At 60.9% G+C, this 13,689-nt stretch carries 12 protein-coding genes; 4 read left to right on the top strand and 8 right to left on the bottom strand.

From position 1 onward, the window contains the following. Position 1: 1 nt before the first annotated feature. Both OH720_RS09035 and OH720_RS09030 read left to right on the top strand, forming a co-directional pair. Positions 2–568, top strand: a complete 567-nt coding sequence (locus OH720_RS09035) for a CsiV family protein (protein WP_180204989.1) — start codon at positions 2–4, stop codon at positions 566–568. Between the two features lie 11 nt (positions 569–579). Further along, a complete protein-coding gene (locus OH720_RS09030) occupies positions 580–3,273 on the top strand; it encodes a DEAD/DEAH box helicase (protein WP_272605299.1) in 2,694 nt (897 codons plus the stop codon). 142 nt (positions 3,274–3,415) lie between these two features. Here the strand turns inward: OH720_RS09030 and OH720_RS09025 are convergent, their stop codons facing one another. From OH720_RS09025 to OH720_RS09015, 3 genes are all read right to left on the bottom strand, one after another. Next, the gene (locus OH720_RS09025) at positions 3,416–4,153 is read right to left on the bottom strand and encodes an S-methyl-5'-thioinosine phosphorylase (protein ID WP_272605298.1); all 738 of its coding nucleotides are present in this window, start codon (positions 4,151–4,153) and stop codon (positions 3,416–3,418) included. Positions 4,154–4,164: 11 nt separating this feature from the next. After that, positions 4,165–5,175: a beta-N-acetylhexosaminidase gene (nagZ, locus tag OH720_RS09020; RefSeq protein WP_272605297.1), complete on the bottom strand. Its 1,011-nt coding sequence runs from the start codon at positions 5,173–5,175 to the stop codon at positions 4,165–4,167. Positions 5,176–5,333: 158 nt separating this feature from the next. Continuing rightward, the gene (locus tag OH720_RS09015; protein ID WP_008064449.1) at positions 5,334–6,041 is read right to left on the bottom strand and encodes a TetR/AcrR family transcriptional regulator; all 708 of its coding nucleotides are present in this window, start codon (positions 6,039–6,041) and stop codon (positions 5,334–5,336) included. Positions 6,042–6,270: 229 nt separating this feature from the next. Here OH720_RS09015 and lexA point away from each other — a divergent pair, with 229 nt between their 5' ends. Continuing rightward, on the top strand, positions 6,271–6,879 hold the full coding sequence (gene lexA / locus OH720_RS09010) for a transcriptional repressor LexA (protein WP_008064450.1): 609 nt from the start codon (positions 6,271–6,273) through the stop codon (positions 6,877–6,879). An 11-nt stretch (positions 6,880–6,890) separates the two neighbouring features. Continuing rightward, complete coding sequence (sulA, locus tag OH720_RS09005; RefSeq protein ID WP_272605296.1) at positions 6,891–7,367, top strand: SOS-induced cell division inhibitor SulA; 477 nt, start codon at positions 6,891–6,893, stop codon at positions 7,365–7,367. A gap of 83 nt (positions 7,368–7,450) precedes the next feature. On the opposite strand, the gene OH720_RS09000 is transcribed toward sulA, so the two are convergent. The 5 genes from OH720_RS09000 to fadA all read right to left on the bottom strand — a co-directional run bounded on the left by OH720_RS09000 (position 7,451) and on the right by fadA (position 13,670). After that, on the bottom strand, positions 7,451–7,684 hold the full coding sequence (locus OH720_RS09000; protein WP_008064452.1) for a hypothetical protein: 234 nt from the start codon (positions 7,682–7,684) through the stop codon (positions 7,451–7,453). Between the two features lie 143 nt (positions 7,685–7,827). Next, the gene (locus tag OH720_RS08995) at positions 7,828–8,352 is read right to left on the bottom strand and encodes a DUF6586 family protein (protein ID WP_272605295.1); all 525 of its coding nucleotides are present in this window, start codon (positions 8,350–8,352) and stop codon (positions 7,828–7,830) included. 1,065 nt (positions 8,353–9,417) lie between these two features. Further along, on the bottom strand, positions 9,418–12,045 hold the full coding sequence (topA, locus tag OH720_RS08990; protein WP_180204995.1) for a type I DNA topoisomerase: 2,628 nt from the start codon (positions 12,043–12,045) through the stop codon (positions 9,418–9,420). A 114-nt stretch (positions 12,046–12,159) separates the two neighbouring features. Then, entirely contained in the window at positions 12,160–12,396 is a 237-nt protein-coding gene (locus OH720_RS08985; protein WP_020800559.1) for a DUF1653 domain-containing protein, read from the bottom strand. Between the two features lie 98 nt (positions 12,397–12,494). Beyond that, the gene (gene fadA / locus OH720_RS08980; RefSeq protein WP_180204996.1) at positions 12,495–13,670 is read right to left on the bottom strand and encodes an acetyl-CoA C-acyltransferase FadA; all 1,176 of its coding nucleotides are present in this window, start codon (positions 13,668–13,670) and stop codon (positions 12,495–12,497) included. Positions 13,671–13,689: the final 19 nt, after the last annotated feature.

The raw sequence follows: 13,689 nt of genomic DNA, 5'->3' as shown, positions 1-13,689 counted from the left end.
CATGCGCCTGTTTCGCTCACTGACCTTGTTGATAACCCTGGTCGCCCCTTCGGTGTTTGCCGATGATCTGTATCAGATTGAAATGATTCTGGTACGGCAGAATGCCGTGCCGGCGATTGTCAGCCGCGCCGCGCCGGAAGACTGGGCCGCCGGCGCGCAAGCCGTCAGCCCTGACAGCCTGCGCACGCCGAGCCTCAACAGCGAAGTGGAAAAACTCACCGCCAGCAATGAATACAGCGTGCTGTTGCACAAGGCGTGGCAGCAGACGCTCGGCGAGACAGCGGTCAAGGTGGCGGTCAGCGACGGCAAGGAACAGTTCGGCCAATACCCGATTGAAGGCACCCTGAACCTGACGCTGGGACGCTTCACCGATGTAGACGCCGATTTCTATGTCAACCAGTTCAACGACGAAGGCCTGGTCACCGCCAGCGAACGCCTGAAACAGGAAAGCCACACCAAGAACGGCCAGCTGAACTTTCTCGACAACGGCCACCTGGGCCTGCTGATCAAGATCACCTCACTGACGGCGCCCGCTCCCCGGGAAGCCCCTGAAGTCGTCCCGGACTGATCGAGCCCCCCATGTCCGCGACCCTGAGCAAACCCCTGGCACCTTCCTGGGTCAGCCGATTCAAGGAACAGAGCCTGGAGCGCGGTCGCCGGTATGCACTGGAGAACCGCGTCAGGATAGTCGAGGTCGGCGACGCGACGATCACCGCAGCGTGCGAAGGCTCTGGCGGTAACGTTTACCGTCAGACCATTCGCCTGCGCGAGTCGGCCAAAGGCACCTTGCTGATGGTCGATGCCCTCTGCTCCTGCCCGGTGCACAGCAACTGCAAACATTGCGCGGCGGTGCTCCTGCAAATCCAGGAAACCCTCGACTACCCCGCCGCCGCCAAAGACGCCGAACTCCTGGAAAAACTCCAGGCAGTCCTGGAAAATCGCAGCCCCAAGGCGCCACCCCAAGTCCTGGTGGACAACGTGCAACCGGTACCGCGCCTGTGGCTGGCGAGCATCGAGTTCAGCGCCTTCGAACCGCGCAACGGGCGGATGCAGCGTTACATCCAGCATCGCGCAGCACTGTCTTTCAGTTATCTGGATGAGTACGTTTCGGGCCAGAAGAATTCCGACATCCTGATTCGCCAGGAGACCCAGACCCTACGGATAAAACGCCACCCGGACGTCGAACAGTCCTACCGGGAACAGTTGCGAATCCTCGGCTTCAAGATCGCCACCCGGCAAAGCAAGGCCCTGCCGGAAAGCGCTGGCGAACTGTTCGAGATGGTCAACGACAGCGCCTGGCTGACCTTCACCCTCAATGAACTGCCTAAGTTGCGCACCCAGGGTTGGGAGCTGCAGATCAACGAGGACTTCGGCTTTGACCTGACCGCCGTGGACGACTGGTACGCCACGGTCGAACAGGTACCGGAGCGCGACTGGTTCGACCTGGAGTTGGGGATCATCGTCAATGGCGAGCGGCTGAGCCTGCTGCCGATCCTGTTGAACCTGATGCGCTCCCACACCGAACTGCTCAACCCGGAACGCCTCGCCCGCCGCCGCGACGACGAGCTGATCCTGGTCAACATTCCCAACCGGCCGAACGCCGAGCACGGCCCCCTGCAAGTCGCCCTGCCCTTCGGCCGCCTGAAACCGGTACTGGCGACCCTTGGCGAGTTCTATCTGCAAGAACCTGGCGAAACCACGCTACGCCTGAGCAAGGCCGACGCCACGCGCCTCAATTCGCTGGAAGACCTGCCGCTGCTTTGGGAAGGTGGCGAACAGATCCGCACCTTTGCCCAACGCCTGCGCGACATCAAGGACTACACCGCCACGGCACCGGAGGGCTTGAACGCGACACTGCGCCCTTATCAGCTCGAAGGCCTGAGCTGGATGCAGTCGTTGCGCCAACTGGAAGTCGGCGGCATCCTCGCAGACGACATGGGCCTGGGTAAAACCCTGCAGACCCTGGCGCATATCCTCAGCGAGAAAAACGCCGGCCGCCTCGATCGCCCATGCATGGTGGTGATGCCCACCAGCCTGATTCCCAACTGGCTCGACGAAGCGGCGCACTTCACCCCGCAACTCAAGGTGCTGGCTCTGTACGGTGCCAGTCGCAAAAAGCATTTCGACAACCTGGCCGATTACGACCTGATCCTCACCACCTATGCGTTGCTGCCCAAGGATGTCGAGCGCCTGGCGAAGCAGCCATTACATGTGCTGGTGCTGGACGAAGCGCAATACATCAAGAACCCCAACAGCAAGGCCGCCCAGGCCGCCCGCGAGCTCAATGCCCGCCAGCGCCTGTGCCTGAGCGGCACGCCGCTGGAAAACCACCTGGGCGAACTGTGGTCGCTGTTTCACTTCCTGCTGCCGGGCTGGCTCGGCGACGTCAAAAGCTTCAACAGCGATTACCGGGTGCCCATCGAAAAGCGCGCGAGCGAAGTCCGGCTGCAACACCTCAACAGCCGGATCAAACCCTTCCTGCTGCGTCGCACCAAGGAACAGGTGGCGACCGAGTTGCCGCCCAAGACCGAGATCATCCACTGGGTCGAGCTCAACGAAACCCAACGCGACCTGTACGAAACCATGCGCCTGGCCATGGACAAGAAAGTCCGCGACGAAATCACCCGCAAGGGCGTGGCCCGTAGCCAGATCATCATCCTTGAGGCGCTGCTCAAGCTGCGCCAGGTGTGCTGCGATCTGCGCCTGGTCAATGAAGCTCCCCTTCCGACACGGGGCAGCACCTCGGGCAAGCTCGACAGCTTGATGGAAATGCTCGAAGAACTGTTCGAGGAAGGCCGCAAGATCCTGTTGTTCTCGCAGTTCACCTCAATGCTGTCGTTGATCGAAGAGGAGCTGAACAAGCGCGGCGTGGCCTACGCGTTGCTGACCGGACAGACCCGCGACCGTCGCACACCGGTGAAGGAATTTCAGAGCGGCAAGCGTCAGATCTTTCTCATCAGCCTGAAGGCGGGCGGTGTCGGCCTGAACCTGACGGAAGCGGACACCGTGATTCATTACGACCCCTGGTGGAACCCGGCAACGGAAAACCAGGCCACCGACCGCGCCTATCGCATCGGCCAGGAAAAGCCGGTGTTCGTCTACAAGCTGATCGCACGCGGCACGGTGGAAGAGAAGATCCAGCACCTGCAGAAGGAGAAATCCGAGTTGGCGGCAGGCGTGCTGGATGGACGGCAGGCCGGGGACTGGAAGTTGCAGAGCGATGATATCGAGGCGTTGTTTGCGCCGTTGCCGGATAAGCTGGAGAAGCGTTGAGAACTGCGGCGCCTGACAGATCGCTATCGCGGGCAAGCCACGCTCCTACAGGTATTGAGCCGATCGCGACATTTGTGATCGACCTGAATCCTGTAGGAGCGAGGCTTGCCCGCGAACAGCCCAACCCGGTATCGGGTCAGTCTCAGCCCGCAAGCACCCGCGCCAACATCGACCTCACCTTGACCATCCCCTCCCCCAACGCCCGCTCGATCTCGGCCATGCTGACCACCGAGGCCGACTTGCCCGCCGCCGGGTTCACCACCAGCGCCAGACAGGCGTAATCCAGTTGCAGCTCGCGGGCCAGGGCCGCTTCCGGCATTCCGGTCATGCCGACGATGTCGCACCCATCGCGCTCCAGGCGCAGGATCTCGGCAGCGGTTTCCAGCCGCGGGCCCTGGGTGCAGGCATACACGCCCTGATCGCTGAAACCCACACCTTCGGCCACCAGCGCTGCAATCAGGCGCTGACGCAGCGATTCGCTGTAGGGGTAGCTGAAATCGATATGGGTGACCGGTTCCAGGTCATCGGCAAAGTAGCTGTGCTCGCGACCGCTGGTGTAGTCGATCAACTGATGCGGCACGCAGAAATGCCCGGTGCCCATCGCCCCGCTGATCGCGCCCACCGCGTTGACCGCCAGAATCGCCTCGGCACCGGCCTGCTTCAGCGCCCAGAGATTGGCGCGGTAATTCACCCGGTGCGGGGCAAAACGGTGTGGGTGGCCATGTCGCGCGAGAAACAGCACTTCCCTGCCAGCGTACTCGCCGACCTGCACATCGGCAGACGGCGTGCCGTAGGGCGTATCCAGCGCCAATGACTGACGAATCTTGAGGCCGTCCAGCCGGGTCAGGCCGCTGCCGCCGATAATCGCGTAAACCGTCATGGCGCCCATCCTCAATCAATAAGCTGTGCATCCCTCAGCGCGCCCACGGCCGCCAGCCAGCGTGGATCCTGGCGGTACTCGGTGTTCGCATGCGCCTGGCCGCGCATCCGCGCAATGCGCGCCGACGGCTTGACCTGCAAACGCTGGGCGGCGCTCAGGGCCAGCTCGGCGGCTGCACGGTCGTTGCACACCAGTCCCATGTCACAACCGGCGGTCAACGCCGCTTCGATACGGCTGGCGGCATCGCCCACCACGTGGGCACCGGCCATGGACAGGTCGTCGCTGAAAATCACCCCGTCGAATTGCAACTCGCCCCGCAGGATGTCCTGCAGCCAACGCCGGGAGAAGCCCGCTGGCTGGGCATCGACCTGTGGATAAATAACGTGGGCAGGCATGACGGCGGCCAACTGCTTGCTCAACTGGGCGAAGGGCACCAGGTCATGGGCACGGATCTGCTCAAGGCTGCGCTCGTCATTGGGGATCGCGACGTGGGAATCCGCCTCGGCCCAGCCGTGGCCGGGAAAATGCTTGCCGGTGGCGGCCATGCCCGCGCTGTTCATGCCGCGAATGAAAGCCCCGGCCAGCAGCGCGGCACGCTGCGGATCCGCTTCGAACGAACGGGTCCCGACCACCGCGCTACGCTGGTGATCGAGATCCAGCACCGGGGCGAAGCTCAGGTCCAGGCCAACGGCCAGTACCTCGGTGGCCATGATCCAGCCGCACTGCTCGGCCAGGTATTCGGCGTTCGGGTTGTCGGCAATGGCGCGCATCGCCGGCAGGCGCACGAAGCCCTGGCGCAGGCGCTGGACCCGCCCGCCTTCCTGGTCCACCGCCAGCAGCAGGTCGGGACGAATGGCGCGTATCGCCGCGCTCAGTTCGCGAACCTGGCGCGGATGTTCGATGTTGCGGGCGAAAATGATCAAGCCGCCCACTTCGGGCTGGCGCAACAATTGGCGATCTTCAGCCGTCAGCCAGGTACCGGCGACGTCCACCATCAACGAGCCTTGCAGGCCAGCAGTCATAGCAATTCCTTGATAACGATAAACCCGGTGCGCAACGATGCGCCGCCCTGGGCTGTACCCGGGAGGTCGGCGATCATCAGCGGGAACGGGTTCAGAACGAGAGTCGGCATGGGCGGCTAGCTTATCGGATGTCAGCTGCCGCGCCCACCCATGAGCGGTTAAACCTTGGCGGCAACCGGTGTCGATTTGCTACGAGGACGCAGTTGCGCGGTGGCCATGGCCGAGTCGGTGACACCGGATTCAGCACGCATGCCGGCCGCCAGGAACGGCACCATCAGGCGCATGACCTGCTCGATGGAGGTGTTGACCCCGAAGTCGGTTTCGGCGATCGCGCGCAAGGCCTTGATACCGGACATGCTGAACGCCGCCGCACCCAGCATGAAGTGCACGCGCCAGAACAGTTCGATCGGCGGGATGCGTGGGGCAGCCTCGTTGACCAGCATCATGTAGCGGCGAAACACCTTGCCGTACATGTCTTCCAGATAACGGCGCAAATGCCCCTGGCTCTGGCTGAAGGCCAGTCCCAGCAAACGCATGAAAATCGACAGGTCGTTGCCGCTGCGTGGCTGTACCACCAGGGCTTGCTCGACGAGGATTTCCAGCAATTCCTCGAGGGAAGGCTTGTTTTCAGGCCTCGCCTGGCGCCGCTCCAGCTCTTTATCGAGGCTGATGCAGAAAGGCCCCAGGAAACGCGAGAAGACGGCCTGGATCAGCGCCTTCTTGGAACCGAAGTGATAGTTCACCGCCGCCAGGTTCACACCCGCTTTGCTGGTGATCAGGCGCAACGAGGTTTCGGCGAAACCTTTTTCCGCGAACAACTGCTCGGCAGCATCGAGAATGCGTTCAACGGTTTCCGACTGGGCCATGGCTACTCCGCCTGACAAACACTTGTTTGAAACATACGTTTCAGCCCGTGCGTTGTCAAGTCTGGCAGTTCGTTTCGGGAATGGTCGGTCATGCATTTAACCACACAACCGCAAAGCTTCCATCAGGTGGTTGAGCGACCGTCTGGCGGCACACAAAAAAACGGGCATTGCCAAGACCGTTTCACTGTATATAATCCCAGTCACTGTATAAAAAGACAGAGCGATCAATATGCTAAAGCTGACGCCACGCCAAGCCGAGATTCTGGCCTTCATCAAACGTTGCCTCGAAGACAACGGCTACCCGCCGACCCGTGCGGAAATCGCTCAGGAACTGGGTTTCAAATCGCCCAACGCGGCAGAAGAACACCTCAAGGCGCTGGCCCGCAAGGGCGCGATCGAGATGACACCAGGCGCTTCGCGCGGCATTCGCATTCCCGGTTTCGAGGCCAAGGCCGACGACTCCAGCCTGCCGATCATTGGCCGCGTCGCAGCCGGCGCGCCGATCCTCGCCCAGCAACACGTTGAAGAGTCCTGCAACATCAACCCTGCGTTCTTCCACCCGCGCGCCGATTATCTGCTGCGGGTGCACGGCATGAGCATGAAGGATGTGGGCATCTTCGACGGCGACCTGCTGGCCGTCCACACCACCCGCGAAGCCCGCAACGGCCAGATCGTGGTGGCGCGGATCGGCGACGAAGTCACCGTCAAACGCTTCAAGCGCGACGGCAGCAAAGTCTGGCTGCTGGCCGAAAACCCTGAGTTTGCCCCTATCGAAGTGAACCTTAAAGATCAGGAACTGGTGATCGAAGGCTTGAGCGTCGGCGTCATTCGCCGCTAAAAGGAGGCTTTATGCAGTTCCCACACACATCACAGCAAGCCCAACTGCCACTTCAGTTCGAGGCCTTCATGGCACAGCCATTGGCACCGATCCTGAAGGAAGTGGTCGAGTCGCCCTGGAGCGCCGAACCCGAGGTCTTCAGTGAACTGTCTCTGCGTGGTGCTGCCGGGAACTGCCTGAACCTTCTGGCGCCGATCCTCCGGGAACTCAGCCAGGACCAGGATGCACGCTGGCTGACCCTGATCGCCCCGCCAGCCAGCCTGACCCAGACCTGGCTGCGGGACGCCGGCCTGAATCGCGAACGCATCCTGTTGCTGCAACCCCGCGGCACCCAAAGTGCCCAGCAACTGACTTGCGAGGCCCTTCGCCTTGGCCGCAGCCACACGGTGGTCAGCTGGCTCAACCCGATGAGCAAAATCTCACGGCAACAGCTGATCAGCGCCGCCCGGACCGGGGACGCTCAAAGTCTGAATATTCGACTGGGTTAACAGCGCACGCTAAACGCGCAAGGCTTCTGCAAGAATAGAGAAGCCTATTGGAGGCAGTGCCGGTAAAAACCGACAGGCGGGGATCAATGAAGGACCCGCGGCCCCTCTTCCTTCTCGAATTCGCCTTCAACCATGCGCCCGGCCATCTGCACGCCGACGCTCAACATCGCCTTGGCGACTTCTACGTGCTGGCCTTGCAGGAACGCTTTGGCGTCCTCGGAGAAATCCAAAGTAACCAGAGAACCCTCGTCCTCAGCCCTGCGCAGCTCGATTCGGCCGTCTGGTAACTCGACAATTTCTAGAAAGGACGTTGGCATAAAGGTCTGTTCTCCACGAAAGGCCAGCATTATATAGGCATCGGTCAGGCTTCGCTCGGGATCTTGACCAGTTACCCTCGCGAACAACGACTCAGCAGTCGAGCAAACAACCCCAAAGGTTGTTCGCTGCGCTGTTCAGTCCCTCAGCACTCGTTCAAGCCTTCGCGAAAACGGATGGCCAGGCTTTTCAGGTTTTGCCGCCAGCTCTCCAGTTCCTCGCGACCCAGCTCCTGAGGCGCCTCTTCTTCATCGAGGTTTACCGCCAGGATCAACGGCTGCGTCACATCGCCTTTAGGCTTGTGCGGCGCCCGTGGCGGCTGGAACAACGCCGCATGGGCAGCCAGCAACCTGGCCAGCCAGGTTTCCGGGTTGTTGGCCAGCTCGACCATCTCGGCCATTTCCGGGATAGCGATGCTTTCCAGCACTTCGCGAGTCAGCAACGATTCGGCCCGGGAGGCATTGGCCTGGGGCAAGCGATAGAAGCCGGCAATCTCGTGGCACAGGCCCAGCAAGGCGCCGTACAGGTGAAACAACGCCGATTCGCGCCCCGCCTGAATCAGCGCCAGGGAATTCATCGCCCGCCCCTCTTCGGCTTTGGCGAGCGCTTCCAGCGACAGGCCGGCGAAATAGATCTTCTGGTTGGTACGGGTATAGAGTTCGTGGGCCATGACGGCAGCCTCCACAACGAAATAATTGCTTCACGCAGGTCAGACAGTGTCGTGGATCAACTCCTCCTCCCGCAAGCATTGTCTGATCCTGAATTACACTCCCACTCAATAAATCGCCACCACCCTTGTGAGCGAAACCGCTCCCTGGAGAAAAAGCGCACGACTCCCGATCAGGCCGGCCGACCCCGCGTCAAAGCCTGTGGGAGATGGTTGTCTGAGTACATATCCATTGCTGCGGTAACGGCTACTTATGGTTTCGCCCTTACGGCGACTCCCTTTTTCAAACGCCAAAAAGGAAGCAAAAGGCTTTGCCCCACCACTTGGTGCCTCGCTAGGGCTCGGCATGCCCTCTCTCCGGCATTGCTCCGTGGGTCGCCGCGATGGGCCTTCCTTGGCCCAGCGCGGCTAAACCGGCGTCCTGCCGGTTTACCCACTGCGCAATGCCTGCGTTCGGCCAGCGTGGTTAACGGGGCACCCAGATCAAAAACCAAAGCGAGGCGGCCTTAAAGCCGACCTGATCTTTGCAGATACCCCCGATCCCCTGTAGGAGCCAGGCTTGCCGGCGAACCAGACGCTGCGGTGTATCTGTTGTACCGCGTTATCGTTCTTCGCCGGCAAGCCTGGCTCCTACAGGGGGGGAACGCGTACGGCTCGCGATCAGGTCGGCTTTAAGGCCGCCTCGCTCTGCTTTGGCTTTTGATTTTCTTGCCCCATCGAGAGGCCGAGTGGAGGTTCTGCGCAGTGGGTAAACCGGCATGGATGCCGGTTTAGCCGCGCTGGGCCAAGGATGGCCCATCGCGGCGGGCCCACGGAGCAGGACCGGAGCGAGGGCATGCCGAGCATTAGCGAGGCACCGAACGCCAGGGGCAAGAGCCCTTGGTTACTTGGGGCTCTTCCAAGTGACTCGCCGTAAGGGCGAAACCCTAAGTGGCCGTTACCGCAGGAATGGATATGTACGCAGTCAACAAAATACAGGTCGAAGCCAGGAACCCCGCAAACAACGCAAACAAAAAAGCCGCATGAAAACCCAAAGGTTCTCATGCGGCTTTTTCGGTTTGACGACTATTAAGCCTTGGCAGCCGGTCGCTTGTCCTCGACCTTCCACTTGCCACCGTCGTAGAACGCCTTCCAGCCAGTCGGCTTACCGTCGACTTCGGTCTGCACGTACTGCTCCTTGGTCTTGCGGCTGTAACGGATCACTGCCGGCAGGCCATCCGGATCTTTCTTCGGCGCTTCGCAGAGGAAGTGATACTTCGGATCGATCTCATCCTTGTGCGGGATGATCTCCATCACCAGCGGTGCGCGGGTCTCGCGGTTTTTCGGGAACTGGCTGGCGGCCAGGAACAGGCCCGAGGCACCGTCGCGCAGGATGTAGGTGTCGTTGACCTTTTCGCATTTCAGCTCAGGCATCTTCACCGGGTCCATCTTCGGCGGCGCCGCATCACCGCTTTTCAGCAGCTTGCGGGTGTTCTTGCAGGTGGCGTTGGTGCAACCGAAGAACTTGCCGAAACGGCCAGTCTTGAGTTGCATCTCGCTGCCGCACTTGTCGCATTCCAGGCTCGGACCTTCATAGCCCTTGATGCGATAGGTGCCCTCTTCGATTTCATAGCCATCGCAATCCGGGTTGTTACCGCAGATGTGCAGCTTGCGTTTCTCGTCCAGCAGGTAGGCGTCCATCGCCGTGCTGCAGATCGGGCAACGGTGCTTGCCGCGCAGCACCAGCGATTCCGATTCACCCTCGTCGTCCGCGGCGATTTCATCGCCCGGCACCAGGTTGACGGTCGCCTTGCAGCGCTCTTTCGGCGGCAGGCTGTAGCCCGAGCAACCGAGGAATACGCCGGTCGACGCAGTACGAATCTGCATCGGACGGCCACAGGTGGTGCACGGAATGTCCGTCATCACTGGCTGGTTGGCACGCATGCCACTTTCCGGGCTCTCGGCTACCTCGAGCTTCTTCTTGAAGTCGCCGTAGAACTCGTCCAGCACGTTTTTCCAGTCGCGCTCGCCCTGAGCCACGTCATCGAGGTGCTCTTCCATGCCGGCGGTGAAGCCGTAGTCCATCAGGTTGGAGAAACTTTCCGACAAGCGCTCGGTGACGATGTCACCCATCTTTTCCGAATAGAAACGACGGTTGTGCAGCGCCACGTAGCCGCGGTCCTGGATGGTCGAAATGATCGCCGCGTAGGTCGAAGGACGACCGATGCCGCGTTTTTCCATTTCTTTGACCAGGCTGGCTTCCGAGTAACGCGCCGGCGGCTTGGTGAAGTGCTGGGTCGGATCAAGCTTGATCAGCTTCATCGCGTCGCCCTGGGCCATGTCCGGCAGCACGTCGTCATCGCCCGGCTTGGCGATTTGCGGCATGACGCGGGTGTAACCGTCGAACTTGAGGATACGGCCCTTGGCACGCAGCTCGAAGTCACCGGCACCGACGGTGACGGTAGTCGACAGGTATTGCGCCGGCAGCATCTGGCAGGCGAGGAACTGGCGCCAGATCAGCTCGTACAGCCGTTCTGCATCACGCTCCATGCCCGACAGCTTGCTTGGCTCGGTGTTGGCGTCGGACGGACGAATCGCTTCGTGAGCCTCCTGGGCGCCTTCCTTGCTGCTGTAGACGTTCGGGTTTTCCGGCAGGTACTTCTTGCCGAACTCGCCTTCAATATAGGTACGCGCCATCGCCACGGCATCGGCCGAGAGGTTGGTGGAGTCGGTACGCATATAAGTGATGTAGCCGGCTTCATACAGACGCTGGGCCATCATCATGGTTTTCTTCACGCCGAAGCCCAGGCGGTTGCTCGCGGCCTGCTGCAGGGTGGACGTGATGAACGGTGCCGACGGCTTGCTGCTGGTCGGCTTGTCTTCGCGCTTGACGATGCTGTAGCTGGACGCCTTGAGCTTTTCCAGCGCGGCCATGGCCTGGGCTTCGTTCAGCGGCTTGAAGGCTTCGCCTTTCTCGCGAGCGACGTCGAAACGCACGGTCGCGCCCTTGGCGGTGCCGAGGTCGGCGTGGACTTCCCAGTACTCTTCCGGAATGAACGCACGGATTTCGCGCTCACGCTCCACCACCAGCTTCACGGCAACCGACTGTACCCGACCGGCGGACAGGCCACGGGCGATCTTGGCCCACAGCAGCGGCGACACCATGTAACCCACCACGCGGTCGAGGAAACGACGCGCCTGCTGAGCGTTGACACGATCGATGTCCAGCTCGCCTGGCTGGGAGAAGGCTTCCTGGATCGCCTTCTTGGTGATTTCGTTGAACACCACGCGCTTGTAGCGGGTGTCGTCACCCCCGATGGCTTCGCGCAGGTGCCAGGCAATGGCTTCCCCCTCGCGATCCAAGTCGGTTGCGAGATAGATGGTGTCAGCATCCTTGGCGAGCCGGCGCAGCTCTTCGATGACCTTTTCCTTGCCCGGGAGGATCTCGTACTTGGCTTTCCAGCCATGATCGGGATCGACACCCATGCGTGCGACCAGCTGCTTGCGCGCTTTTTCTTTCGGCGACAAGGCCGGCGCTTCGCCCGCAGCAGCCTTGCCGCGCTTGGCGGCTGGCTCTTTGCTGGCGCTAGCCGAACCGCTGGTGGGCAGGTCTCGGATATGGCCGATACTCGACTTCACCACGTATTCGTTGCCCAAATACTTGTTGATGGTCTTGGCCTTAGCCGGGGATTCCACAATGACCAGCGATTTGCCCATGGATCAGAAAATTCCTGAATTCTAGAAGTGAAAGGCGGTTGGCGCCTGACGCGGCACCGCTATATATAGTGGCTACAAGGTGAGGTCAAGCGCAGGGTCCTGCGCGCACTCAGCTTATGGCTTGTTAAAAAGGCTTGGCTCGGCCTGCACCAAAGCAAAGCGTGGCACCTGTTCGCCGTCAACTTCGACCGACTCCAGGAACATGCTCAAGGGGCGTACCCAAAAGCCGTAATCGCCATACAGGGCTTGGTAGAAGACCACTTCTTCCTCGGTTTCCGAATGCCGTGCGACACTGAACACACGGTACTGCGGACCTTTGTAATGTTGGTAGAGCCCAGGTTGTATCGGCATGCTTCGGCCCTCACTCAAATCAGTTTGAAATAAAAAATAAAAAAATCCGCAAAAACAAAAACCGGGGCACTTGGCCCCGGCTTCCGTCAACGCAACGCTTAAACGCGTTCGAAGACGGTGGAGATGCCTTGGCCGAGACCAATGCACATGGTGGCTACCCCAAGGTTGCCGCCATTCTGCTTCATCACGTTCAGCAAAGTGCCGGAAATCCGCGCACCGGAGCAACCGAACGGGTGACCCAGGGCGATCGCGCCGCCGTGCAGGTTAACCTTCTCGTTCATCTTGTCGAGCACTTTCAGATCTTTCAACACCGGCAAGGCCTGTGCAGCGAAAGCTTCGTTGAGCTCGAAGTAGTCGATGTCGGAGATACTCAGACCCGCACGCTTCAATGCTTTATGTGTAGCCGGTACTGGACCATAGCCCATGATCGCCGGGTCCACACCTGCCACCGCCATCGAGCGGATCACCGCCAGGGGCTGGATGCCGAGGTCCTGCGCACGCTGCGCCGACATCACGATCATGCACGAGGCACCATCGGTGATCTGCGACGAAGTGCCAGCTGTCACGGTGCCGCCCTTCGGGTTGAAAGCAGGCTTCAATGCCGCCAGGCTTTCCAGGGTGGTTTCCGGACGAATGGTTTCGTCGTAGTCGAAGGTTTTCAGGAAACCGTTCTCGTCATAGCCCTGCATCGGGATGATTTCGTCCTTGAACTTGCCTTCCACGGTCGCCTTGTGGGCGAGTTGGTGGGAGCGCACGCCAAAGGCGTCCTGCTGCTCACGGGTGATGCCGTGCATCTTGCCCAGCATTTCCGCGGTCAGGCCCATCATGCCCGACGCTTTTGCCGCGTACAGCGACATGTGCGGATTCGGATCGACGCCGTGCATCATGCTCACGTGACCCATATGCTCGACGCCGCCAACCACGAAAACGTCACCGTTGCCGGTCATGATCGCTTGCGCAGCGGTGTGCAGGGCGCTCATCGACGAGCCACACAGGCGGCTGACGGTCTGGCCGGCCGAGGTGTGCGGGATCTGGGTCATCAGCGACGCCATGCGCGCGATGTTCCAGCCCTGCTCCAGGGTCTGGTTCACACAGCCCCAGATCACGTCTTCGACTTCACTCGGGTCGACCTTGACGTTGCGTTCCAGCAGTTTGCTGATCAGGTGCGCCGACATGTCTTCGGCGCGGGTGTTGCGGTGCATGCCGCCCTTGGAGCGGCCCATCGGAGTACGACCGAAGTCGACAATCACGACGTCTCTTGGATTCAAGCTCATAAAATTTCACTCTCGCTCA

Origin of the sequence: Pseudomonas sp. WJP1, assembly GCF_028471945.1 — a bacterium.
GTDB lineage: Bacteria > Pseudomonadota > Gammaproteobacteria > Pseudomonadales > Pseudomonadaceae > Aquipseudomonas.
This window is presented reverse-complemented; position numbering and strand designations above follow the sequence as displayed.